This window comes from Thermodesulfitimonas autotrophica (assembly GCF_003815015.1).
Taxonomy (GTDB): Bacteria; Bacillota; Desulfotomaculia; order Desulfotomaculales; family Ammonificaceae; genus Thermodesulfitimonas; species Thermodesulfitimonas autotrophica.
Window position 1 is genome coordinate 481,519 of the sequence record NZ_RKRE01000003.1, and the last position, 24,106, is coordinate 505,624.

Annotated in this window: 22 protein-coding genes; 14 read left to right on the forward strand and 8 right to left on the reverse strand. The window is 58.0% G+C overall.

The window, feature by feature from the left end:
* Window positions 1-23 precede the first annotated feature (23 nt).
* The 7 genes from EDD75_RS09900 to EDD75_RS09930 form a co-directional block, all read right to left on the reverse strand.
* Entirely contained in the window at window positions 24-3,449 is a 3,426-nt protein-coding gene (locus tag EDD75_RS09900; protein ID WP_123931604.1) for an S-layer homology domain-containing protein, read from the reverse strand.
* Between the two features lie 298 nt (window positions 3,450-3,747).
* Window positions 3,748-5,850, reverse strand: a complete 2,103-nt coding sequence (locus EDD75_RS09905; protein ID WP_123931606.1) for a class I SAM-dependent methyltransferase — start codon at window positions 5,848-5,850, stop codon at window positions 3,748-3,750.
* 32 nt (window positions 5,851-5,882) lie between these two features.
* On the reverse strand, window positions 5,883-6,701 hold the full coding sequence (locus EDD75_RS09910) for a class I SAM-dependent methyltransferase (RefSeq protein ID WP_123931608.1): 819 nt from the start codon (window positions 6,699-6,701) through the stop codon (window positions 5,883-5,885).
* On the reverse strand, window positions 6,634-8,013 hold the full coding sequence (locus EDD75_RS09915) for a UDP-glucose dehydrogenase family protein (RefSeq protein ID WP_123931610.1): 1,380 nt from the start codon (window positions 8,011-8,013) through the stop codon (window positions 6,634-6,636). Before EDD75_RS09915 ends, EDD75_RS09910 begins: the two co-directional genes overlap by 68 nt.
* A gap of 34 nt (window positions 8,014-8,047) precedes the next feature.
* Window positions 8,048-9,025 carry an NAD-dependent epimerase/dehydratase family protein gene (locus EDD75_RS09920; RefSeq protein ID WP_123931612.1) on the reverse strand — a complete coding sequence of 326 codons (978 nt, stop codon included), beginning with the start codon at window positions 9,023-9,025 and terminating at the stop codon, window positions 8,048-8,050.
* A gap of 48 nt (window positions 9,026-9,073) precedes the next feature.
* On the reverse strand, window positions 9,074-10,615 hold the full coding sequence (locus tag EDD75_RS09925) for a hypothetical protein (protein ID WP_123931614.1): 1,542 nt from the start codon (window positions 10,613-10,615) through the stop codon (window positions 9,074-9,076).
* A gap of 137 nt (window positions 10,616-10,752) precedes the next feature.
* Entirely contained in the window at window positions 10,753-10,986 is a 234-nt protein-coding gene (locus EDD75_RS09930; protein WP_123931616.1) for a hypothetical protein, read from the reverse strand.
* Between the two features lie 214 nt (window positions 10,987-11,200).
* Between EDD75_RS09930 and EDD75_RS09935 the strand changes: the two genes are divergently transcribed.
* A complete protein-coding gene (locus tag EDD75_RS09935) occupies window positions 11,201-12,448 on the forward strand; it encodes a DegT/DnrJ/EryC1/StrS family aminotransferase (protein WP_211328172.1) in 1,248 nt (415 codons plus the stop codon).
* A 63-nt stretch (window positions 12,449-12,511) separates the two neighbouring features.
* On the opposite strand, the gene EDD75_RS09940 is transcribed toward EDD75_RS09935, so the two are convergent.
* Entirely contained in the window at window positions 12,512-13,306 is a 795-nt protein-coding gene (locus EDD75_RS09940; protein WP_123931618.1) for a copper amine oxidase N-terminal domain-containing protein, read from the reverse strand.
* 330 nt (window positions 13,307-13,636) lie between these two features.
* On the opposite strand from EDD75_RS09940, the gene EDD75_RS09945 reads away from it, so the two are divergent.
* The 13 genes from EDD75_RS09945 (at window position 13,637) to EDD75_RS10005 (ending at window position 24,013) form a co-directional block, all read left to right on the forward strand.
* Entirely contained in the window at window positions 13,637-14,929 is a 1,293-nt protein-coding gene (locus EDD75_RS09945; protein WP_170157799.1) for an S-layer homology domain-containing protein, read from the forward strand.
* Between the two features lie 202 nt (window positions 14,930-15,131).
* A complete protein-coding gene (gene flgB / locus EDD75_RS09950) occupies window positions 15,132-15,533 on the forward strand; it encodes a flagellar basal body rod protein FlgB (protein ID WP_123931622.1) in 402 nt (133 codons plus the stop codon).
* 10 nt (window positions 15,534-15,543) lie between these two features.
* Entirely contained in the window at window positions 15,544-15,960 is a 417-nt protein-coding gene (gene flgC, locus EDD75_RS09955; protein ID WP_123931624.1) for a flagellar basal body rod protein FlgC, read from the forward strand.
* A gap of 155 nt (window positions 15,961-16,115) precedes the next feature.
* Window positions 16,116-16,400, forward strand: coding sequence for a flagellar hook-basal body complex protein FliE (fliE, locus tag EDD75_RS09960; RefSeq protein ID WP_123931626.1), 285 nt, complete (start codon window positions 16,116-16,118; stop codon window positions 16,398-16,400).
* Window positions 16,401-16,462: 62 nt separating this feature from the next.
* Window positions 16,463-16,786, forward strand: coding sequence for a hypothetical protein (locus tag EDD75_RS11465; RefSeq protein ID WP_170157800.1), 324 nt, complete (start codon window positions 16,463-16,465; stop codon window positions 16,784-16,786).
* A 32-nt stretch (window positions 16,787-16,818) separates the two neighbouring features.
* Complete coding sequence (fliF, locus tag EDD75_RS09970; protein ID WP_123931630.1) at window positions 16,819-17,976, forward strand: flagellar basal-body MS-ring/collar protein FliF; 1,158 nt, start codon at window positions 16,819-16,821, stop codon at window positions 17,974-17,976.
* A gap of 28 nt (window positions 17,977-18,004) precedes the next feature.
* Window positions 18,005-19,015, forward strand: coding sequence for a flagellar motor switch protein FliG (gene fliG / locus EDD75_RS09975; protein ID WP_123931632.1), 1,011 nt, complete (start codon window positions 18,005-18,007; stop codon window positions 19,013-19,015).
* Window positions 18,999-19,688, forward strand: a complete 690-nt coding sequence (locus tag EDD75_RS09980) for a FliH/SctL family protein (protein WP_123931634.1) — start codon at window positions 18,999-19,001, stop codon at window positions 19,686-19,688. The genes fliG and EDD75_RS09980 overlap by 17 nt, the downstream gene beginning before the upstream one ends.
* A 6-nt stretch (window positions 19,689-19,694) precedes the next feature.
* Window positions 19,695-20,999, forward strand: coding sequence for a flagellar protein export ATPase FliI (gene fliI, locus EDD75_RS09985; protein ID WP_123931636.1), 1,305 nt, complete (start codon window positions 19,695-19,697; stop codon window positions 20,997-20,999).
* Window positions 21,000-21,005: 6 nt separating this feature from the next.
* A complete protein-coding gene (fliJ, locus tag EDD75_RS09990) occupies window positions 21,006-21,443 on the forward strand; it encodes a flagellar export protein FliJ (RefSeq protein WP_123931638.1) in 438 nt (145 codons plus the stop codon).
* A gap of 72 nt (window positions 21,444-21,515) precedes the next feature.
* Window positions 21,516-23,237: a flagellar hook-length control protein FliK gene (locus tag EDD75_RS09995; RefSeq protein WP_123931640.1), complete on the forward strand. Its 1,722-nt coding sequence runs from the start codon at window positions 21,516-21,518 to the stop codon at window positions 23,235-23,237.
* A 15-nt stretch (window positions 23,238-23,252) separates the two neighbouring features.
* Complete coding sequence (locus EDD75_RS10000; RefSeq protein WP_170157801.1) at window positions 23,253-23,651, forward strand: flagellar hook capping FlgD N-terminal domain-containing protein; 399 nt, start codon at window positions 23,253-23,255, stop codon at window positions 23,649-23,651.
* Entirely contained in the window at window positions 23,651-24,013 is a 363-nt protein-coding gene (locus EDD75_RS10005) for a TIGR02530 family flagellar biosynthesis protein (protein ID WP_123931644.1), read from the forward strand. Before EDD75_RS10000 ends, EDD75_RS10005 begins: the two co-directional genes overlap by 1 nt.
* Window positions 24,014-24,106 lie beyond the last annotated feature (93 nt).

The window sequence follows — 24,106 nt, forward strand, 5'->3', positions numbered from 1 at the left end:
CCCCGCCTCTCTTTTCGGTAATCTTAATCCAAATGGGAGACGGCCTCGAGTACCCGCTTGGCTACCACGATCGCCATGGCCCGGGTGGTCGCTGCCCGCGGGGCGAAGCTGCCGTCGGGATTGCCGCTGAGGAGCCCGGCCTTTACCGCTGCGGCAACGCTATTCTCGGCCCACGGGGCGATCTGGCCCCGGTCGGTGAAGCGGCCGAGCAGTTGGGCCGTCTCGCTGGTGGTCAGAGCCACGTCAACGCCAGCCTTCTTTAATGCCCGGAGAAGCAGTGCCGCCATCTCCTCGCGGGTTATCCGCCGCTCTGGGTCAAACCGGCCCGCGCCTACGCCGCTGACCAGACCCTGCTGGTAAGCCGTTTCTACCACGCTGAAGTACCACTTGTCCGGTGCTACGTCGCGGAAGGTAGGCTCTACTGGCTTCGTTGGGCTGATTCCCAGAGCGTTTAGCATCAGCGCGGCGAACTCGGCGCGGGTTACCGCCCGCTCCGGTGCGAAGCTGGTGGCGGAGACCCCTTTCGTTATCCCCCGCGCGGCACCGAAGAGGATGTCGCGCTTGGCCCAGTGGCCCGTGATGTCGGTGAATCCTGCCCGGTATTCGAACAGCCCGTATTTGCTGAGCCGGGAGAGCTCAACCGCGACCTTCCCCGCGGCGACAGTGCCGCCCAGGCAGGTCAGGCTGCCGTCCTCGTTGATGCGGTAGGCAAAGAGCCCGGCCGTGTCGCTGACCTTTGCCGCTTCGTAGGGAAGGGCAAGAGTCACCCGCTTGTTGAGCTTCGCCGGGCCTTCCGGGGTCGCGATCTCCAGGCTCGCCGGCTGACCGACAGCCTTTGCGCCTGCAGGGAGGCGCGCCGGGAGATCTGCCGGCCCGATCTTCACCGTCACCTGGTGCCCGGAAGGCAAAGCGCCGGGCGGCAGGGTAAGCTCGGCCCACTTTGTCCAGATGGTTAGCGTGGCGCGCTTGGCGGTCACCGCGCCCGTCACCTCCGGGGACAGGATCACGTTGAGCGGCGTCCCGATGGAGGTGAGGTCGAGGACGATCGCGCTCTTGCCCGCTCCGAGGAGTGCCTGCACCGCGGCTTCGGGAACGGTCACGTCAGTCACCCCGCCAACCGCTGTGAGCAGGAGGTTGTTCGGGTAGAGGATGCCGGTTGTTCCGGGAGTCAGGGTGACTGCCGGAGGAGGAGCGCCGCCCGGGACGTCGTTGTCGGCGATATTCACGGTGACCGGGGCGATCAGGATGTTGTTGTAGTCAGGATCGACGCTGGTTGCGCTGTGGGTCACCGTGCCGGTGTGGCTGCCCTCAATCACCCTGTCGTCAACCGCCGTTACCGTTACGGTCTGCGGGAGGTTGTAGTTTGTACCGTCAAAGGTCAGCGAAGTTGGCGTCACGGAGACCTGGCTATCTCCGTAAACGTTGACCGTCACCGTGGCGGTCGGCTGCGTGGCCAGCTTCAGGGTGTAGGTCGCTCCCGGACCGCCTTCGGAGACCGCGACCGTTTTCGGCGATACTACCACGCCCTTTCGGGTGATGGTCAGCGTGTAAGTCTCCGCGCCGCCCTTACCCGAGACCCTAATGGTGATGGTGTTCGGACCAGCGTCCAAGTCAATCGGCTGGGAGGCCGTGCCGTCGGCGACGGGCTGGCCGTTGACCGTGATCGTTAGGTTTTTGGCAGCCACGGTGGGCGTGACCGTGGTGGTGTAAACGCTGTTGGCCACGGTCAGCGCATAGGCGGTCACGTCCGGGTCAAAAGCAGGGGTAAAGCTTCCGGCGCTCGCGCTCAGACCGCTCAGGCCCACATCGGGCGAGATCGCGTAGCTGCTGAAGTGCGTGACCGGTAGGCTGATGGTGCCGCCGGCTTCGCCGTAAACGAAGGCGGCGGTAGGCCAGTAGACCGCGCTCGCCGTTGACACGCCGCTGTCGGCGAAGGCCGCCACGTCCAACAGAGCTTCACTCAACGGAATGGGGTAAGCAAGCTGGGCGACGCTGAAGTCGGCGACCCAGTTGGGGTACAGGGCGTTGACGTTGAAGAGCCTCAGCGTACCCGGCTTATCTGAGAGGTAGGCCTGCGCCTCGGGAAGAGCCGTCCGGTCGGTGTAGACGGAGACCCAGGTGGTCTGGGAACCGGCCGGAGGCAGCGCTATGCGTAACGCCTTGAAGATGGTAGCGAACTGCGGCCTTGTCTCTGGCGTTGCCCCGTAAAGCAAATCAATAACCGTCGCGGGGTTGGTAGGATCCGCCTGCGCGAACTCGATCTCTCCTATGGCCTGGTACCCACCCGGTGCGGTTGGCGGCTGGTAGACCACAAAGGCGATGGAGGAGTTGGCGTTGACCTGCCGGAGGTTAAGCCCCGGCGTTTCCAAAGCCGGCCGCGCCTTAAAGGGCGGCTGCGACTTGGTGTAGGCCCAGCCTGCCGGGATCAGGTCCGCGGGTGGGTAGGGTAAAAGGTTGGCGAAGACCAGGTCGCTTGGCTGGCTCCCGTACTTGAGGACGAAGGGCGGGCCGAAGGGGCTGCCGTCTTTGTAAATTTGGACGGCCACCGGCCAGGCGCCGTTGTCATCGTCGGTAAGGAGCGAGGTCGTGAAGTCGTGGCCCCCGCTTACCGTATTGTAGGTACCGGCAAGACGCCAACCGTTCGTTACACAGCCGTAGATCACATCCGTGACCGTGAAACCGCTACCCGGCACTATCCGGCCGAAGGCGAGGTCGTAGTTGGCAGGGGTAGGAAGCCCGTAAACCGTGAAGGAGATGGTATCGGGCGTTGTTGAGCGGTAATAGTAGACGTGGTCGGCATCGGTGTCGCCGATCTCAAACTTGAGCACGCTGATGACGCAGCTCGTCTCGGCGTAGTTGCCCGCGGCGTCGTACACCCGGGCCGTGACGGTGTAGGTGCCTGGCGCCACGTTGGTGGTGTCAATGGTCCAGGCCTTCCAACTGCCGGGTGGGGTGGCCGCGTCGCCGCCGGACGGCCCGTCGGTGACCGTGGCCCCGGCGGGGTAGGAGGTGAGGTAAAAGCCAGTATTCAGAACCGGGCTCAAGGAGTCAACCGCGTAGACGGCGAGCAGGATCGTTCCAGGCGTGATTCCCTTCACCACGACCGAGGGCGTGCAGACGAGGTAGTTGCTGGGCAGGGTCGGCGGTACGGTGTCGTAGACGAAAACCTTCGTGGTGACGTCGCTCCGGACACCGGTCACGCTGTTGTAGGCTTGGAGCTGCACGCTGTAGACCCAGTTGCCGATGGTGATTCCCGTGAAGTCGAGGTCCCATCCGTAAACACTGTTGCCGAGGTTGGTAACAGGATAGTCTTGTAGAACCCCCGGTGGCGAAATCGGCCCCGTACCGTCGGCGTTGTAAACCCCACCGTAGACAGTGTCCACGGTGACACCGCCCGAGTCGTAGGTGCCGGTCAGCGCCACGGTGTTCAGGTAGGTGACGTTGCCCACGGTGGTCCCGGTCGTAATCGTCCAGGAGGCCAGCGCCGCGCCGGTGGTGGCCAGCGACAGGAAGCAGAGGAGAAAGGTCAGCAGCGCCCGGAGGCCGGCGCTTTTCCCAAAAGCTTTTGTTTTGATCTCTCATCCCTCCTTTCCGTAAATTACGCGTAAGGATGACTCTGCCGTCGGTAAGGTTTCTGCAGTTGAATCCTCTCCAGGGAACCACCTCCCTTCGCACGCAGTCAGAATTTTGCTAAACTTTATTCGATCCTGCGCCCCAAATTCCTGCATAAAGCGGCAAGAAATTCCTTTACTTTTTTACCGCCAAGAGGATAAAGCTCGGGTAGATCCAGAAAAGCTGCTCCACCTGCTTCTGGATTTCCTTCCAGATGGCGAGGACTCCTTCGGTGACCCCGAGCGTAGTCGCGAACTCTTTCCATATTGGGGGGCAGAAGTCGTGCCACATGATGATGCCGCCCGAGCGCGCCAGTTGGAAGGCCTTCAAGGTGTCGTTGATGACTACATCTTTTGTGTGGCCGCCATCAATCAGGGCGGAGTCGAAGAAACCGGGAGGATAGTTGGAAATCTCCCATTTCCTGCTGTCGCAGTAGATCTGGCAGACCCGGTGGCCTAGTTCCTTCTGTAGGTAAACCCTGCCGATGAAGCCAATGGTGTCGGTCCTGTAAGAACCCTGTTCGGGAAGGCCCAGTTTTCTCGCCCAAGCGCGGATGGCGGGCAGTTCGGCCTCCTCGCAGCCGTAAGCCGCTTCGCCAGAAGGTTTATCCTCGCCAAACGGGAGGTTGATCGTCCACACCGTTGCGTCGCACTCTTCGAGGCAGTAGACCGTGCCGGTTCCCTGCCAGGTGCCGAACTCCAGGTGCCGCCGGGGGCGGAAATTGCGGTAAATGTACCGGAAGGTGGGGGCATCGTCACTCTCCATCTTCCACTCCGCCAGGGGCTTGATGAATGAGCTTACCGGGTAGCTTATCGGCCTTTCAAACCCTAACTTTTCGTGGAGGTTCTTCACGGAGACCACGGGGATACCAACAGCCCCCATTTCTTTGTGCTCTATGGTGACGCAGGGAGGCGGAGTGAAGTTTGCTAGGACCGAGGCGATTTCTTCATCGCCTGCAGGATTTCTTTTTAGATAGTTAGAGTAAAGTTTTTTCGCTCCTTCCACCTCGTTGAGGCTGATCAGGATCTTGATGTAGTTCGCCAGCGCGTCAGCATTGTCGGGATCCAGCTCGAGGGCTTTGAGGAAGTGGTTTACGGCGTTTTCGAATTCTCCTTTCTGCCAGTAGCAGACGCCCAGGTTGTTATACGCGGGGGCCAGGTTCGGGGCGATCGCAATCGCCCGGGTAAAAGCCTTTAAAGCCCCCTCTACATCGCCTTGGAGAAAAAGGCGCTCTCCTTCACGGTTTTCCTGCACAGCACGAGAATCGTTTCTGGTTACCTGGTCCCCAGGAAAGGCTGGCTGCCGCTTGAGGTCTGCGCCCGTTGCGAAAACGGGTTTATTTGTCGGGTCTGGTCCGGAGGAGGCGAGGCGTTTCTCCTGGGTGCTGTCCGGCTTGGTCCTGTCGGGCGGGGCAAGCCCTTCGGAATTAGGGGTCTCCGGTGACTGGGTTAAGAGCCGTTTTTTGCGGATTAACCCAAAGGGCCTCCGTCCTAAAAGGCCTTCAGGCGGCACCTGCGGGAAGTCCCAGATGAAGAACTCCTCTATCTCTGGTTCGTGGTCTCTTAAGAAACGCTCGAAGGACCGGAGGGTATCCCCAGCCCAAGGGAATATTCCCTGATAGGTGGCTTCATCGTGGAGGTCGTCACATACTATCAGGCCGCCGGGTTTTAAAAAGGGCCAGAAAGTGGTGAGATCGTTGAAGAGGCCGTCCTCCGTGTGTTTGCCGTCGACAAAGATCAGGTCGAACTCGTGTTCCTTTAAGAGGTTGACGAGTTCGGGGATCTGGTGCCACCGCGGGATATCCGCCCCCATGTTTTCGTTATCGCCCTTTCCTAGCGGCTGGGTGTTGGCCCGGAAGAATCTAACCCGTTCTACCGGTATCCCCTTCCGGCGGCACCAGTCGTGTATTTTCTCCCGCGCGAAGTCAATATTGTTGGTAGAAAAACCGAGTTGGTCGGCATAAATTCCCAGGTCTAAGGAGACGAAAAGCTCAATCTCAGGGGAAGCCTTGAGGAGGGTTGCCGCGCTCATCCCGAAGGCCGTGCCTATTTCCAGGATTCGCCGGGGCCTTTCGGTCTGGGCGATTCCGTACAAACAGGGGTAATAGGTGGTTACCTCGGACCCGGCAGTTTCCTCCCAGGGATGTCCGGATAAAAGGTTAAACTCGGCGAACAGTTCCCGGCTTGTTACGGGTAGCTTTAATTCTAAGGCCTTGCAAACTTCGGGAAGCTTTTTCATCGCTTTTTCTCCCTAGCCTACTTGGGGTCTCCTTAGGAAATCTCTTTGGGTCTTGCCACTACCAGGGTATGCCAGCCCAGCTTCCCCTCCAGCCACCGGAAGAAGGGCCTGGGCAGCCACCGGAAGTACCAGACCCACTCGTACTGGTAGTTGACGTACTTGTCGATCTTGTAAGGGAAGATGTGGTCTTTGCGCATCTCCAGAATAGCGAAGTCTTTCATCAGCCGCCTAATATCGCGAAAGGAGTAACAGTAGGTTACCGGACAGCCTGTTTGCGCTTCGGAATATTGACGGATTAATTCACCGGCTCTCCAAAAAGCCCCCTTGCCGTACTTGAGGATTATCCAGAAGACCTTCCAGCTCCACTTCGCGTAAAGCATCACCCGGATTTCTGTTTCCGGCTTACAGTACTTTTTGATTTCGGCAAAAACTCGCTCTGGGTGCGGGGTGTGGTGGATTACACCGAACGAGTAGATCAGGTCGTAGGGTTCAACAGGTACAAAGTTGCTCAGTTCTTCGGCGTTTCCCAGGTAGAAATTAGCCTTTAGCCCGTAAACTTCGAACCTTTTTTTGCAGATCTCCAGGCTTTTCTCCGAAAGCTCAACCACTGACAGATCGGCCCCTGCGCGGGCGAAGTTGATGGCGTCGGTCCCTATCCCGCAGCCGATCTCAAGCACTTTCTTGCCCTTCCACCGCTCAAACTGGGCAAAGGCAGGGATATGAGGTTCCACGAAATACTTGCGCGCCTCTACTTCGTCGAAGTATTCGCGGGTGCCTACCGGTTTAGGCGAGTGCTTTATATTGCAGGGGCGCCGGTTCCAGTATTCGCGAACCCGCTGGGTGAGATCCATCACAGGCCCTCCCTACAGCGATGTACTTGACCTTTTTGCCCAGCCGGGCAGGGTCCAGTATCCGCCAGCAGTCAATGATTATTGTTGGGTTGTGAACAATGTAACTTCGGTCAATAGCCTTGAATTCGTCGGCCTGGGTGGTAACTACACATACGGAGGAGTGGGAGAAACACTCCTTCACCGACGAGGCATAGGAGATGCGGTCACCGAAGTAGCCCCGGGCGTTGTCCATTGCTAAGGGGTCATAGGTGATAACTTCTACCTCCCGTTGCAAAAGCTCTTCGATAAGCCTCACGGCGGGAGACTCCTCTGTTATGCAGGTGTTCGGCTTGTAGGCGAGCCCGAGCACCGCCACCAACCTTGCGCTTTCCGGGATCTGTTTTAAGACCGTCTCTGCGAGGTGGTTCACCTGCAACCGGTTCACCTCGTCGGTTGTCTTGGCGAGCTTGGCGTCCACGCCGTACTTCGCCGCGAAAGCAGCGAAGGCCCGATTGTCTCTCGGGAAGCAGGGGCCACCGTAACTCAGACCCCCCTTCAGGTAGTAGGGAGAGATACGTTTGTCTGCCCCTAAGGCCCTGGTGATCTCGTCTATATCTGCTCCGGGTATCTTTTCGCAGATGTTGGCTAAGGTGTTGGCGAAGCTGATTTTCATCGTTATGTACGAGTTTAGGCTGATCTTGGTAATTTCTGCGCTGACGATTGACATCCGGGCGATGTAAGGCTTGTTTTCGCAGACGGCCTTATAAAGCTTTTCGAGTTTATCACCTACGAACCGGTTGCTCTCACCGATTAGCACCAGGTCCGGGTTTAGAAAGTCCCTGATCACGCTTCCTAAGGCGATAAACTCGGGGTTGTACGCTACACCGAAGTCTTTGTTTAACTTCTTGCCCGAAGCCGACTCAATGAGCGGGATGAGGGACTCTTCTGTGGTCCCGGGCGAAACGGTAGAGGTTATCACAAATATGTGGTACTTCTTTCCCGATTTTTTAAGGGCTGCGGAAAGCTGTCCGAGCGCCTCGCGGAGATACCGGTCAGAGAAATGTCCGTCTTCTCTACTTGGCGTCGGCACGATCAAGAAGCTTATCTCCGACTCCCGGACCGCCTCCTCGTAGTCTTGAGTTGCCTTTAGCCGGTCCTTGGCTGCTTCGATCAGTTCCTGCAAGCCAGGCTCATAAAGAGGCGCCCGGCCCTGATTAATGGCTTCAACAGAGGCCTTATTGATATCCACCCCGACGACGGGGAAGCCCTTAGCTGCAAAGCAGGCTGCCGTGCAGGCGCCGAGTTTACCGAGACCAATTACCGAGAGCTTCACGGGAGATCCACTCCTTTCTCGATCTTGAAACTTTTTACCGTTTGGCCTTTTCGACCTGTTCCTTAATCCAGGCGTAGGTTATTTCCAGTCCTTTACGCAGAGGCATCGAGGGGGCCCAGCCCAATTTTTCCCTGATTAACCGGTTATCAGAATTCCTGCCCCGCACGCCTTGAGGCCCGGGAACATGCTTTATGGAAAGCTTTTTACCGGAAATTTCGATTATCATTTGGGCTAACTGGTCAATTGTAACCATTTCTTCCGAACCAATGTTAACTGGTCCGGTGAAATCAGACCGCATTAGCTTTATCGTCCCCTCGAGGCATTCGTCAATATAGAGGAAGGAACGGGTCTGTTTGCCGTCGCCCCATATCTCGATCTCTCCCCCGTCGGGGGCCATTGCCACCTTGCGGCAGATCGCTGCGGGCGCCTTTTCCCGTCCCCCACGCCAGGTTCCTTCGGGACCGAAGATGTTGTGGTATCTGGCGATTCTGACTTCCATGCCATAGTTTCTGTGGTAACTCAGGTAAAGTCTTTCGCTAAACAGCTTTTCCCACCCGTATTCACTGTCGGGCGCGGCAGGGTAAGCGGAATCTTCCGCGCACTTTGGGTTCTCTGGATCCATCTGGTTGTGTTTGGGATAGATACACGCGGAAGAGGAGTAGAAGATCCGCTTGACATTTCTTTTGTAACAGGCGTCTAAGACATTGAGGTTTATTAAAGCCGAATTGTGCATTATGTCGGCGTCGTTCTCCCCGGTGAACACAAAGCCTGCCCCGCCCATATCGGCGGCTAACTGGTACACTTCGTCGAAGCGCATGTCAATAACGCTTCGGCAAAAGTATGGATCCCTCAGGTCACCGATGACAAAGTCGTCGGCGGCAGTTTCACTGAACTCCGGGTATTTTAGATCAACCCCGCGGACCCAGAATCCTTCCTTTTTAAGTCTTTTGACGAGGTGGCTCCCGATGAAGCCTCCTGCGCCTGCTACTAAGGCTGTTTTTGGGGTGTGCATTGTGGAACCTCCTTTGGTTTTCGGTTTTCATTTTGGTGTTTACTTTGCTTAAACCCGCACGTAACCAGACCGGACATGGGTGGCGTAGGGTGCAACCGCTATGTTAAGGTACTTCAAGGTGAGCTGTCCAAACCAGGTATGTTGGCTGCCGACCAGTAAGAATTTTCGGGGCAGCCCGTTTTTAATGAGCAGGCGTTCCATCTCTAAGTTCACGCAGGTAAGAAAGGCCCCGCTCAGGAGTTTTATAAAGCGGTCTGTTTCTTCGGAGGGCTTGGGGAAAGAAATTCCGTTAGCGTCGGTATATTGCGGAAAACAGACCATCCCGGTGTCGAAAATAAAAAGGTCAGCCTCCCCGATTACTTTTTGGGTATCTGCCAGGAGCAGCCGGTCAGGCAGAGGCGTCTCTTTGGGAATTGCAATTTTAACTAATTCCTGGTCTACAAGCACTCGCCCTTGGTAACCAAGCTTCCCAAGGAATTTCTCCATCAGTTGCAGGAGCTCGCTATTTCCTCCGAAGTACCCTATATTCGTTGTTGGTGCAATATGGACCAAGTGGTTACAGAGATGGGGAAACGTATGCAAGGTGTCGTAAATCACCCCGTGGTTATAAGACTGGGGGACAAAGACATCGGAGGTCATGGGCACAGTTAATCCGGGCAGCAATTCCTCCAAAATTGCGGGAAGCCGGGTGTGGAAGCCCTCGGTTAGCCGAAGCTCTTCGATTTCTTCCTGGGGAATGCCCCACGTCTCTGCCTGGCTATGAACGTAAGGTGAGGTCACCTCCCAGAAAAATTTCCTTTCGTCGTTCTGGGTGCTGCGGGCGTTATGGAGGGAGGTGAAGTGGCGCGTATGGCTGCAGTGGTAGGCAAAGATATGGTCAGCGAGTGATTTTATCTCCCCGTTCAAGAGGTAGAAACGTTTGGCTATGTTAGCGTCAACGTGCCACCCCAGCGTCATCTCTTCGTTGAATCCATGAATCAAAAAAATCTGGTCTCTTAACATGAGCTGGAAATCACCAGGCGCGTCGAACCGGAGCTCGGGCCGGGAAATGATTGCTTCATTGAGGTGGAGACTCTGTCCCCATCTTGCGAAGGTCGCGATCACGGCTGCCGGGTTGGTGCGGTCAACCGTTTCCCACAAGGCCTCCGGCACCTCGAAGCGCGGGAGTTCGTAAAACCCGTCGGGCAGGTCGGCAACTACATCAGAGAGTGATTTCCCGGGGGTCCGCACTACGAAAACCATATCGGTATTGGTAGAAAGGATCCACCGGTTGGCCGGATTGGAACGGCGAATGGCAACGTTTCTGGCGAGTGGCTCAAGCGCTTTCAAGGGCGACCTTTTCTTGTATTTTTCATATAGGTAAGGCCGTAGCCTGAGGATGCGGAGGAGTGATTTTGCCTTCGGCGTTAGCATATCCTGAATCGCTTCCGGAAAAGTAGGAAGGTCGTCCGGCGTGTTGCAGTCAACAAAAATGATTTCATCCTCCGGGTGCGTCAGCACTTCGGCGATGCAGTTAAGACTGATGGTGGCGCGTTTGTGGAGGTTGTAGCCGTGCGCATCGTTCCGGCCGTACAAGATGACGGAAATCATTTATCCAAAGCTCCTTCGTGAAGTCGTCAGGGCGCTCTTGCCTTCAAAGATTAATATCGGTAGCTTTGGTGCGGGAATTTATACCGGCCGTTAAATTATCGCGGCAGGAGGAGGTTGCTTTTGTGGGGGTTAAAGGATTATTTCCGCGGGTTCCACTGGTGGTGGCATTCGTTGCATTCGGCCAAAGGGCGCTTGACGTAAAAGAGGAGGCAGCCGAGCCACCAGATGGGGAGTAGGAACCAGAGCAGGGGCAGGAAGAAACCGGCGGCGCCAACGGCAACCGTACCGCCAAGGCTCCAGTAGATGAACTTATCATACTGGCCTACCGGGACGATTCTATGGGACCCGCATTGGGGGCATTTAAGAGCCACTTTGGACCTCCTCACGCATCATTTCCCGTAATTATACCATATTTCTTGCTAAAGCCAAGCGCGTATTCCTGGGGTAGACGTGTTTTGCGCCCTGCGCCGAGCACCTATAAGCGTTGCAAAGGGGCTATAAATTTTAGGGCGGAGAGGATATAATTTTAGCCAGGCTTGGGAAAATACTGCCTGTTTGGCGGGATGTGGTGCGGGGGGAATTGTTTTGCGCCAGGGAAAGACTGAAGGAGTGACCGAACCGGGACTGCCCGCTATTGCCGGCGGGGAGCCGGTCCGGGAAACCCAGCTTCCGTTCAGCAGGCCGCACCTCGACGAGTGCGATGTGGAAGCGGTGGTGGCAGTGCTGAGAGAAGGGCGGCTGGCCGCCGGGCCGCGGGTGCGGGAGTTCGAGGAGCGGTTTGCCCAGCTTTTAGGAGTGCGGTACGCGGTGGCGGTATCAAGCGGCACGGCGGCACTGCACGCGGCCTACTACGCGGCGGGGATTAGCCGCGAGGATGAGGTTATTCTTTCGCCTTTTGCTTCCCCGGCTACCGGGAGCGCGGTTCTGTACTTGGGAGCGCGGCCCGTCTTTGTCGATGTTGACGCGGAGACGCTCACCATTGATCCGGCGCTGGTGGAGATGAACATTACGGAGAAAACCCGGGCGGTGGTCGCTACCCACTTTGCGGGTTTCCCGTGCGCGATAGAAGCGTTGCAGGAGCTTGCGTGCAAGCATAACCTGTTGCTTATCGAGGATGCAACCGAGGCGTTAGGAGCGGTGTACCGCGGGAGGCAGGCGGGGAATTTTGGGGTAACGGCGGCCTTCAGCTTTCACCAGGACGGGATTGTTACCGCTGGGAGTGGCGGGATGGTGGTGACGAACGATGAAGATGCCTACCGGTGGCTCCGCCTCTTTACCGATCAGGGGGTAGTCCGGGATGTGAGAGACCTGGTGCTGGCGGGCGAGGGGCCGTGGCACTACGAGGTGCAGGAATTAGGCTACGATTACCGGCCGACGGAGCTTCAGGGGGCTCTGGGGCTGGCACAGTTAGGGAAGCTCGCGACTTTTTTGGCGCGGCGGCAGGAGATTGCCGCCCGGTACCACGAGGCTTTTGCCGACCTGCCGTACGTGGAGCCTCTGAAGGTACGTCCGGGCACGGTACCGGCGTGGCCGTTTTACGTTTTGAAGCTCGACCTCGAGCGGCTCCACGCTGACCGGCGCCAGATTTTCCTGGCCCTGCTTTCGGAGCGGATCAGGGTCGGCGTCCACTACCTCCCTGTTTACCTGCACCCGCTCTACGGGTGGATCGGTGACCCGACCGTCTGCACGCTGCACGAAGGGCCACCCTGCCCGAAGGCCGAAGCCATCTATAAGCGCCTTCTTACCCTGCCACTCTACCCGGCGATGACTGACGCGGACGTGGAAGACGTGATTAGGGCGGTGCGGCGGGTGTTAATCTACTTCGCCAAATAGTTTTAAGGAGGCCCCGGGGGTTCCGGGGCCTCCACTGTTGGCGACGCAGTTAACGCGCCGCCGTTAATTGATCACCACCGTCTGGGCGTCCTGGATCCAGGTGACATTCCCGCCGAGATGCTCCATCACAAAACGGAGCGGGACCATGGTTCGCCCGTTGGTAACGGCGGGCGGGACGTCGAGTTTAACCTCCTTCCCGTCTACCTTAGCCTGCGGCATGTTGACCACGAGAACGATGACTTTTTCACCCTTCCTGATGGTTATGGTGCGCGTTTTCGGGTCCCAGTTGACGTCTGCGCCAAGCTTTTCGGCAACCGCCCGGATGGGCATCAGCGTCCGCGCCCGGACAATTTGGGGCGGCACGTCGAAGGTCAGCTTCTGACCGGAGGCGAAGACGAGGACCTGCTCTTTGTGCCGTTTCCGCCAGAGCTTGGCAAACTCCTTGTAAGCTTCTTTATCCTGCGGGTTATCGTAGATCATCTCGGCTACGGTCGCGGCAGCTTCCTCTTCGTCTGCACACATTGCCTTCAACTCTTCCCAGAGGGCAAGCCGGGCAGCCGGGTTTTTAACCCTGGCGCGGATCTTTTCGCGCAGCAGCCTGGCTTCACCTTTGTTTTTAACCTTCGCTTTCATCTCGGTACGGATTTCCTTCACGTCGTTATCTTCATCTTCGTAGACGTCTTCGCCAACGCCACCTTTATCTTGGTTCTGGTAGACGCCGGTGCAAGTACTATCCTGGTAGGTACAATCGCAGGTCGAACTTGAACAGCTATTCCCGGTTGGGCCGGCCCAAGCAAGGATGGCGTAAGTAAGCGTGAGAACCGCTACGGCAACGGCAATCATTACTGTTTTGCGCATAAGTGACTGCCTCCTCTCTCAAATAATGCTAACTGCGCCGCGCATCAATCTGTTGGCACACCGATGCGAAGGTTTGCAGATTCGCCGCGGAGCTCTCGTCCCTCCTTTCCTGCCTTCTATTTCTTTAGTAAGTCCTTCGGCACATTTTTCTGGGGGTTAAGAATGGAAATGGGAAAAAGGTCCTGGTGCCGGGGGGCTAAATGGCCCCTAAATGCCAGACCTCCGGTCGGAATTTGGCGAAAGGCCGTAACCAAGATATCAAGGCCGGTTGCTTTTGCGCCGATTAAAATTATGGGTTATTTGAGACCAATGCACGAAAGGGTGGTTGTTTTGCGCGGCGCTGCGAAAGCACTCTGTCTAGTGGTAGTGATTCTGCTCCTCCTATTCTTCGTGCCGGCAGCGTTTGGGGCTACTGCGGCACCGGTAACTTCGGGAACTTCGTACTCGGTAAGCACCCTGCCGGCAACGGGCAAAATCAGTGCTTTTAACGGGATGCTCGTGCTGAGCTATCCGAAGAACAATACGCTGGTTGACCAGTACAGGCTTCCGGTCAGCGATCAAAGCGTCGCTTTCACGGTCTATCTGGCCGGGGGAGGGAGCCTTGACCCCCGGAGTTACATCCTGGTGAGCAACATCTACCGGATTTCCGTGGCGCAGGGCGCCTACCTGCTTTATCCTGGGCAGCTTACCCTGACCTACGATTCAAGCGTCAACCCCGCAGTGGCAGACCAGTTGGCCATCTGGTACTCTCCCACGGTTACCGTTTCGAGCGGTATTTACCAATGGGACGCGGCGGCGGGAAACATCATTTTAGGCGGGGTTACGAACAGCAAGAACAGCACGATTACGGCGCCCTTTCAGTTCAGCGGCAACGGGGTCGGCTACTACGCCGTTTTCTTGGCGCAGCGCTTTTTTGAAGATTTCAACGATCCGACTTACGGTTGGTCCTCTGCCTGTGTCCTGCCGCTCTGGGCCAAAGGTTTGGTGGAGGTGCTTCCGCTTGGACGGACGGATAATTACTTCGGGCTGGCTACAGACGTGAACCGGCTTGAGTTCGCTACCATGCTTGTCAGGGGTTTAGGCTACCCCTTGACGAAGGCACCGGCAAGCGAAAGCGAACAGGTATTTACGGATACCTTTGGAACCGTAAGGTTTTACCAGGCCCGACCGGCAGATATCGATAGTGCTTACTTCGGTTCGGGCTATAGTAGCGTTAGTGGCGGAGTGTACATTTTCGACGCCAACCACCTGCCGGTGCAGTACGTGGAGACCGCCGCCCGGAATGGCATAATCACCGGTTATAGCGACAAGACCTTTAGGCCCCAGAACAAGCTTACGCGGCAGGAGGCAGCGGTGATTTTATCCCGGGTCGCGAACCTGCGGCTTATGAATGATGAGGAAAAGGTACGGGTGGAACTTAGCAGAATCTTTGAGGATGCCGACCAGATAGCGCCGTGGGCGGCTGCTTCCGTCCTGGCGGCACACCAGGCAAAGCTGATTGTGGGGAAGCCGAGCGCGGACCCGAAGAGTAAAAAGCTCGTTTTTGATCCCGGCGGCAATCTGACGCGGGCGGAAGCGATTACGCTGACCTACCGCATCATGAAAAAACTCAAGAAGATATAGCTTCAGCTTCCTCTTGTGGCAGAATATATCCTCCGTGACCGGAAAGGGCCATTTCTGGTCACGGTTTATTTTTCGACAAAAATTTTTCTGTCTATGCAGGAATTGGAGGAAGTGTTGTATAATATAGAGAAAATAATCAAAATATGTCGAAACCCAACCCTTCGAAAAGTGGTTTGGGTAGCGGCTGATGGGGGTGCCCTGCGTGAGCATCTTTAACGATCCGGTCAAGGTGGCCCTCGCCAAAACGCTCGACGCCGCCGCCCTGCGGCAGCGCGTTATTGCGGATAACATCGCCAACGCGGACACGCCGGGCTTCAAGAAAGGCACGGTAGAGTTTGAGGCTGCACTCCGGCAGGTCTTGGGCGGCGAACCTCTCGCCCTTAAAACCACGGACCCGCGCCACATCGGTTCAGGTTCGCTATCTTCAGTTGCACCCCGGGTGGAGCGGGTTACCACCACCACCCAGCGAACCGATGGTAATAACGTGGACGTGGAGGAAGAGATGATTAACCTGGTGACCAATAACCTCACTTATCAGGCGGCGGTCAGGTTTATTAGCGGCAAGTTCAGTTCGCTCCGGTACGTCATTTCCGGTGGAAGGTAGGTGAAGCGGCGTGCGGCTTTTTGATAGCTTTGCGATCAGCGGTTCGGGCCTGACTGCCGAGCGGTTGCGGCTTGACCTTATCGCCAATAACATCGCTAACGTCCACACGACACGGACGGCGGAAGGAGGCCCCTACCGGCGCCAAGTTCCGGTTTTCGCGCAGCGGCTCGAAGCTGCCGCCACCGGCTTTAAGGGTGCGGGGGTTGCGGTTACGGCGATCCTGCGGGATACGAGTCCGCCTCTGCTTGTTCACGATCCCTCGCATCCGGACGCCGACGCGCAGGGTTATGTGCACTATCCGAACATTAACGTGGCGAACGAAATGGTGGATATGATTGGCGCAACCCGGGCTTACGAGGCAAACGCTACCGTATTTGAAGCGGCAAAGGATATTGCCCAGCGCGCCCTCGAGATAGGCCGTGGTTAAACGTTAATAGCCTTTAGTTAATTTTTTAAGGAGTCGCTCACGACGATTTCATTGTCGCCACCGGGAATGAAAATGATTCAATGAACGCAGAACGTTGAACGGACCCTAAAGGTCTCTCAGTATAAGGTTGAACGATTTTCGGAGGAGGTGCGAGGGTGGAGATAACCCGCGTGGGGGCGTTACCGGTAGCTCCGGAGGCGCAAGCCGAAAGGACGGGCAGCGGCTCGTTTGGCGAGCTGTTGAACCGGATGCTTAACGAAGTGAACGAGGCGCAAGGAAACGCGGATAAGGCGATTAAGGGTTTTCTCACCGGAGAGGTGCAGGACGTCCACCAGGTGGTGCTGGCCACCGAGGAAGCACGCTTGATGCTTGAACTGGCCGTACAGGTACGTAATAAGATCATCGAGGCTTACCAGGAAATCTCCCGGATGCAGATTTAGCACCTGAATTCGTTCAATAGATATGATGGTTGATCAATGTCCGACGGGGTAGGTGCTGTGCAGTGAATCCGCGTGACCTGCTGGCCCAGCTTAAAAATCGCTGGCAGGCTTTGAGCGCGACGCAAAAAGCTGCTGTCGTCTTGGCTGCTGTCGCTTTTGTGGCAGCGGTTTTTTACCTTAGCGCCGTTTTGACCCAGCTCAATTACACGCCGCTTTTCACCGGTTTGCGTCCGGAAGACGCCGGGGCCATCATTCAGAAGTTAGACGGGATGAAGGTGCCTTACCGCCTAACTGATGGCGGGAGCACTGTGCTGGTGCCGAAAAAAGAGGTTTACAAGATTCGGGCGAATTTGGCCGCTACCGGCGCCTTGTCGGGGGGGGCTTAGGTTTCGAGCTCTTTGACAAGACGAAGTTAGGTATTACCGATTTTGAGCAACAGGTGAATTACCAGCGGGCCCTCCAGGAGGAATTACGGCGGACGATTGTTCAGTTTGCCGAAGTTGAACAGGCCCGGGTTCACCTTGTAATTCCCCAGAAGAGTGTCTTTGTCGAGGAACAACAGAAGCCTTCCGCTTCGGTGGCGCTCAAACTTAAACCCTTGGCTCATTTGAAGCCGGAAGAGGTAGAGGGGATCGTGGCCCTTGTTTGTGGCGCGGTTGAGGGGTTGAAGCCGGAAGACGTCCACGTCATCGATATGGCGGGTAATGTCCTGACCGAGGACATGGCAAGTAGCGCGCAATCCCGGGTGCTTAAGAACCAGCAGGAACTCGAGCGGGCCTACGAGCGAGAGCTTGAAAAGCGGGTTACGGCGATGCTGGCGAAGGTTCTGGGGCCTGATAAAGCAGTGGCAGTGGTCAATGCCGATTTTGATTTCAGCCAGCGGGAAACGGTGACCACCATCGCCTACGGCAACCCAGCGGTAGTAAGCGAACATACCGTTACCGAACAGAACGGCTCCGGCATTGCTGCCGGTGTTCCGGGAACGAGCTCTAACCTTGTGCCCACTTACCCCTCGGGGAACACCGGTAACCAAGGCTACACAAAACAAGAGCTGACGCGCAACTACCAGGTAGGACAGCGCGAAGAGAAGGTGATCGAGGTCCCCGGGCGGTTGCGGCGGCTTACTACTTCGGTGGTAGTGGACGGCAGCCTGAATAACGCCGCTATCCAGCGCATCCAGGATGTGGTGGCGAACGCGATCGGTTATGATCCTGCACGCGGTGACCAGATCCAGGTGGCGAGTATCGCGTTTGATAAGAGCTACCAGAAGAAATTAGAGGCGGAAATGGCGGCGGCGGAGGCGAAGGCGAAGAAGGAAGCCCGGCAGCAGCAGATTATGACCCTGATAAAGCAAGGGGCTATCGGCCTTGCGGTGCTGCTCTTTTTCCTGCTCCTTATGCGGTGGCTGCGGAATTTGAAGCCCGAAACGCCGCTTATTGAAGAAGTTATCCCGGTTCAGGTAGGGATGTCGCCGCCTCCTAAAACGGACGAGCGCTTTATCCAGATCAAAGAAACCGCGCAGAAGCACCCTGAAGAGGTAGCGGACGTGATTCGGATCTGGCTCTCCGAAGAGTAAGCTTCGACATCACAAGGGGTGGGTTCAAGTGGCGCAGCCGAAATTGAAAGGACGGCAGAAAGCAGCGGTCTTGCTCCTGACCCTCGGTGCGGATTTGTCGGCAAAGGTTTTGAAGCAGCATTTCCCAGAGTCGGAGATCGAGCGCCTCACTTACACCATCTCTAATTTGGGTCGGGTGCCGCCAGAAGTAAGGGATTCCGTACTCGATGAGTTTCTCGAGCTTAAGCAGGTCCGGGCGCAACTGATTCAGGGTGGCGTTAAGAACGCCCGGGAAATTTTGGAGAAGGTGGTGGGGCCGCAGAAGGCGGAGGAGATAATCCGGCGTTTGACGCAGAGCGCGGCGATCATTCCTTTTGCCAGTCTCCGGAAGACCGACCCGAAACACCTGCTTAGTTTTCTGCGGGATGAGCACCCGCAGACCATTGCGCTCGTGCTTTCGTACCTTGAGCCTTCACAGGCGGGAGCGATCCTGTCGTCGCTGCCGCAAGAAATGCAGGTAGACATCGTGAAGCGGATCGCGACGATGGAGCGGACCTCCCCGGAGATTGTGCACGAGATTCAGCGGGTCTTAGAACACAAGATGATGACCGTGGTTTCTGTGGAGCAAACCCAGGCCGGGGGCATCGAGTCCCTGGTTGGCATTCTCAACATGGTTGACCGGGCTACGGAAAAGAGCATCTTAGAGAGTCTTGAAAATGAGGATCCGGCCCTCGCGGATGAGGTGCGGAAGCGGATGTTCATGTTTGAGGATATCGTGAAACTCGACGATGTCTCCATCCAGCGGGTTTTGCGGGAGGTCAACACCAAAGACCTGGCGGTGGCGCTCCGAGGGGCTACGGAAGAGGTTAAGAACCGGATCTTTAAGAACATGTCCCAGCGCGCGGCAAAAATGCTCAAGGACGAGCTCGACTTTATGGGCCCGGTGCGGTTGAAGCAGGTGGAAGAAGCGCAGCAGAAGATCGTAAAAGTAATCCGGGCGCTTGAGGATAGTGGCGAAATCGTGATCGCGCGGGGTGGCGAGGATGCCCTCATCTTATAGCCGGCGGGTTTTGAAGGGGGTTACCCTGGACGGTAGTGCTTACCGGCGTTTAGCGCTGCGTGAGCTTAAAGTCGCGGCGGCCGGGAACCCAGGCTCCCAAGAGACAAGGGCGGGAGAGGATAGGGCCAGTGCGGCTGATGCTGCGGCGCGGATTGTTGCGGCGGCAAGGGAAGAGGCGGCCAGGATCCGGGAACAGGCGTATCGAGAGGGATTTGAAGCGGGTTTTCGGGACGGCGTGGCGCGCGGGGAGGAAAGCGCGCGGGAAGTGATGGAAAGGGCGCGCGCGGTTTTAGCGGCGGCCGAAGCCGAACGAACGGCAACAATTAACCGGCTAGAAAAAGAAATCCTCGAACTCGCTCAGGAGATCGCCAGGCGGATAGTGGCGGTGGAGCTCAAAACGAACCAGGAGGTAGTCCTGGCGATTACGAAAGAGGCGCTGACGCTGGTGCGCGACCGGCCGCACGTTTTGGTGCTGGTCCATCCTGACGACCTTGCCATTTGCCAGCAGGCGCGCCAGCAGTTTGAGGCCCTATTACCGGACAATGCCGTATTACGGATTCTCCCGGATCTCAGGGTAGAGCGGGGCGGCTGCATTGTCGATACCGGTGAGGGAGTGGTTGACGCTACGCTAGCGTCGCGGTGGGCGATGCTGTTAGAGGAGCTCAAGGGGTAGAAAAGGATGGTCAACCTGGCGGTGTACCGGCAAAGAGTCCAGCAGGCGAGCCTTTTGCGGCAGATTGGCGTGGTGACTAAGGTGGTGGGCCTGACGCTTGAGGTGAAAGGCTTCAAGCCTTTTGTCGGTGAGGTCTGCATGGTTGACGTTCCGGGGAGCCAGCCGATTGTGGCCGAAGTGGTTGGTTTCCGGGAGGATGTGGTTCTCCTCATGCCTTACGGGGAGCTTACCGGGGTCTGCCCCGGTTGCCGGGTCGAACCGCGCCGGCGGGCTTTCACCGTGCGTGTCGGCGAACACCTGTTAGGCCGGATTTTGAACGGCCTGGGCGAACCGATTGACGGGCGTTCCCTGCCCCGGGGCATCCCGATGCCGGTTAACAACCGTCCGCCTTCGCCCCTGGCCCGGCGGCGTATCGACCGGGTCTTTGCTACCGGCGTGCGGGCGATCGACGGCTTCATTACGTGCGGGCGCGGGCAGCGCCTCGGGATCTTTGCCGGCAGCGGGGTCGGGAAAAGTGTGTTGTTAGGGATGATCGCCCGGTTCGGGAGTGCGGATGTGAACGTGATTGCGCTGGTGGGCGAGCGCGGGCGCGAGGTTCTCGAGTTTATCGAGAAGGACCTGGGGCCGGAAGGATTGCAGAAATCGGTGGTGGTGGTGGCGACTTCGGATGAGCCCGCACTCTTGCGGCTCAGGGCGGCCTTTGTCGCCACGACGATTGCCGAATACTTCCGCGATACCGGGCGGGATGTCTTGCTCCTGATGGACTCGGTGACCCGGTTTGCGTTAGCCCAGCGCGAGGTAGGGCTTGCGGTTGGCGAGCCCCCGACGACACGGGGTTACCCGCCCTCGGTCTTTGCCCTTCTGCCCCGCCTCTTGGAACGGGCGGGTAACAGTGAGTCCGGGTCGATTACCGGGTTCTACACGGTGCTGGTGGAGGGCGACGATATGAACGAACCAGTGGCTGACGCGGTCCGGAGTATTGTGGACGGGCATATCGTTCTCAAGCGCGAATTAGCGGTCGCCAACCACTATCCGGCAATCGATGTGCTGGCGAGCGTTAGCCGGTTGATGCCGAGCGTGGTGACTCCGGAGCACCGGCAGGCTGCCGGGCGCCAGCGGGAGTTGATGGCTGCCTACCGGCAGGCTGAGGATTTGATTAACATCGGGGCTTATGTTGCCGGCTCCAACCCGACCATCGACCGGGCCATCGCGGTTCACGACCAGATTAACGGCTTCCTGCGGCAGGGGCCAGACGAGTATACCGCTTACGACGAGGCTGTGGAACGCTTGCTTAGCATCGAAAGGGGGTAGTAGCCCGTGGGACGGTTCAATTTCCGCCTGGAGCCGGTCCTCAAGTACCGCGCGGTGAAAGAAGAACGATACATCCAGACCCTTGCCGAGGCCCAGCGTCGCCTTGAGGAAAAAGAAACCGCGTACAAATCCTGTGCGGCGGAATACCAGGCGAGCTTGGAGGGCAGCGGGAGAACCCTTGCGGAGCTTCAACAGTGGGCGGTTTACCGGCAGCTCTTGCGCGAACGGTTGAAAGCGGAAGCGGCGAAGCTTAAGGAAGCCATAGCGCAGGTGGACGAGTGCCGGGCCGCCGTTCTTTCGGCCCGGCAGGAACGGCTTACCGTGGAAAAGGTGAAGGAGCGGCGCTACGCTGCCTTCTTAGCGGAGGAAGGTTATAAGGAGCGGCGTCAGTACGACGAGCTATCCCAGCTCGCTTTCCAGAACCGGGAGAAGTCACACACCTGACGTGAGAGAGGGGGTGAACCGCAGGAAGCGCAGCTTTGGCCTTATATTATCGCAGAAGGGAGGTGAACCGGTATGCAAGGGTTGGCGTCAGTAGTTGCGACACTCGTCTGTGGTGGCCAAACGGATAGGGCGGAAAAACCGGTGCCGGGCGCGGCAGACGGTGATTTCGCTGGTCTTCTCGCCGGTCTGCTCGGTGCAAATGAGCAACTCGCGGGAGTATTGCCGGCCGGGAGTTCGACGCCGGAGGGAAATACCGCCTCTGGAGCAGGGTTGGCCGAACGTTTCAGGGTTAAGCTGGGCAATGCGCATGCTGCCGGGCTTGATTCTGAGGCCGCCGTTCTAAGGAATCTCGAGCAAGTTTGGCTATCCCTCGTATCTGGGGTCGTCCCGGCGCCGCCGGAGGCCAGTGCCTTGGTGGATTCGGTCCCAATGCCCGGGACAGGGGGCGAGGAGGCTCAGCCGGTAGCCGGAGGCGAAGGGCCATCCTGGAATCTACCCTATTTGCTCTTTAGCCAGGGTGTGCCGCAGCTACCTGGTGCAAGTACGCCTGTCGAGGGTGTGCCGGTGTTTCCGCAGGATGGTCGGCCGGTAGCGCTGGAGAGTGCCGGTGTCGGAATGGAGCTTTTGCCCGACCACCGTGGCTGCTGTGGGCCAGCTCAACTGGGCGGTGACAGTGCCGGGCCGGAACCCGTTCCCCAGACGGTACTTGCGGCCACTTCCCGGTCGTTAAACACCACCGGTGCGGCAGAAGAACTCTCTGTCGCAAAAGGCGTAAACGTTGCTGCAGAAACCGGTGCGGCTGCCGGATTGCCCGAACCTCCGGCAGTGCTGTCCCGGGTGCCGGACGAGATTGCCCGTTTGGCGGCGGTGGTCCAAGGCCAAGCAGCGGGTGAGACCGCGCGTCCGGCAGGTGAGAACCTATCTGTGGTTGCTCCTGTTTTTCCGGAGAAGGCGGTCGCGCAGCCGGAGCTATCGCCGGGCGAAGGTCCCCCTGTAACCGGATCTTTGTCCGGCCCAGTCGCGAGTAACTCCCGGGCAGACCTCTGGTTACGTCCGGTTTATCCCCGGCTAAAGGCGGGAGGGACAAGCAGGCTGGCCTTCACAGTTTCGCCTGCGACGCAGCCGCCGCACGGCACTTTACCATCACCTATCCCGCCGGGTTCCGGGCCGGTAGCGGATACAGGGCAGGTATGCGAGCCGGTTGCGCCAAAGGTGCAAGGCGGAAATCCGGAAGGGTTAAAAGTGCAGGAACAGCTGCCCGGTGCGACCGGGGTGAAAAGGCCCGAGCTACCGGGACTAAACGCACCGGACGCCGGTGCAGATTCGTGCGGAGCGCAAGCCCTGCTTGGAACCGAGCGCGAGCATCTATCCGCAGGAGAACGCCTGCCGCTTGCGGCGTTGCCGGGGCAGCTCGTGCGTGAGATTGCCCGGCAGGTCACTCTTCTGCGGGATCACGGCGGCACCGTCCGGCTGGACCTTCAGCTTGATCCACCGCACCTGGGCCAGCTGGCAGTAAAGCTGAGTTTTGCTGACGAAAAGCTCAAGGTGCACTTCGTGGCCGCAGACGTTGCCGTAAAAGAGGTTCTGGTAGCCAGCCTTGATGGGCTGAGGGCCGAGCTTGGCCGGATAGGTATCAATCTGGGCGAAGCTTACGTTTCTCTCAGCCAGGAATCCAGCGGGGGCGAATCCCAAGGGGCGCCCAGGAGTAGCGGCGGTGTAGCTTTTGCCGCCGGCAACCTGACCCCAAAGGCGGAGCCGCCAGTGGTTCCGGAAGGCGTTAACTACCTGATATAGAAGGAGGTGAAATCCGTGCCGGTAGGGCTTGAGGCAATTAACGGTTCTTTACAGAAGGAAGCGGGGAGAGCGGCTCCTGGGGGACTGAGCAAAGATACCTTTTTAAAGATTCTCGTCGCCCAGCTGAGCCACCCCGATCCTTTTGCCCCGCAGGATCCGGGAGCCTTCGTCACAGAAATGTCGCAGATAGCCCTTCTGGAGCAGTTGCTGAATCTGAGCACGCGGATGGAGTCCCTCTACCGGTTGGAGGCGCTTACGCAAGCGGCGGCAGTAATCGGTCGCGAAGTGGTTGTGGAAAGCAGCGGTGAGAGGGTGAGTGGTACTGTGGAAAAGGTTGTGGTCAACGGAGACAAGGTGTTGTTGGTGGTCGGTGGCAACCAGTACGACGTGGCTAACCTGGTGGAGGTTAGGTGATGGTCAGCAGGATCGAGAATCAATCTGCGGTGACCTCCGGGCAGGTAGCAGGCGCCCGGGGCCCGGCAGGAAAATTTCAGGCGGTCCTCGCGGAGAAGCTCGCGCAACCGGCCGGCTTACGACTCTCCGCGCATGCCGAGCGGCGCCTGCGGGAAAGAAACATTAACCTCACCACCGATGACCTGGTGCGTCTCGGGCGTGCGATGGAGGCTGCGGCGGCCAAGGGGACGCGGGATGTGCTGCTCCTCTACGGTGACCTTTCGTTGATCGCGAGCACGACAAACCGGACCGTGGTTACGGCAGTCACGCGGGAAGAGGGGCAGGTCTTCACCAATATCGACGGCGCGGTGATCGTTAAGTAATATCAGGCCGGTCCGTAAAGGGGGCCTGCGGGTTGCGGACTGACGGAAGCAACCCAAAGTCAGCAGTCAGTATTCAGGAGTCGGGACTAAGAA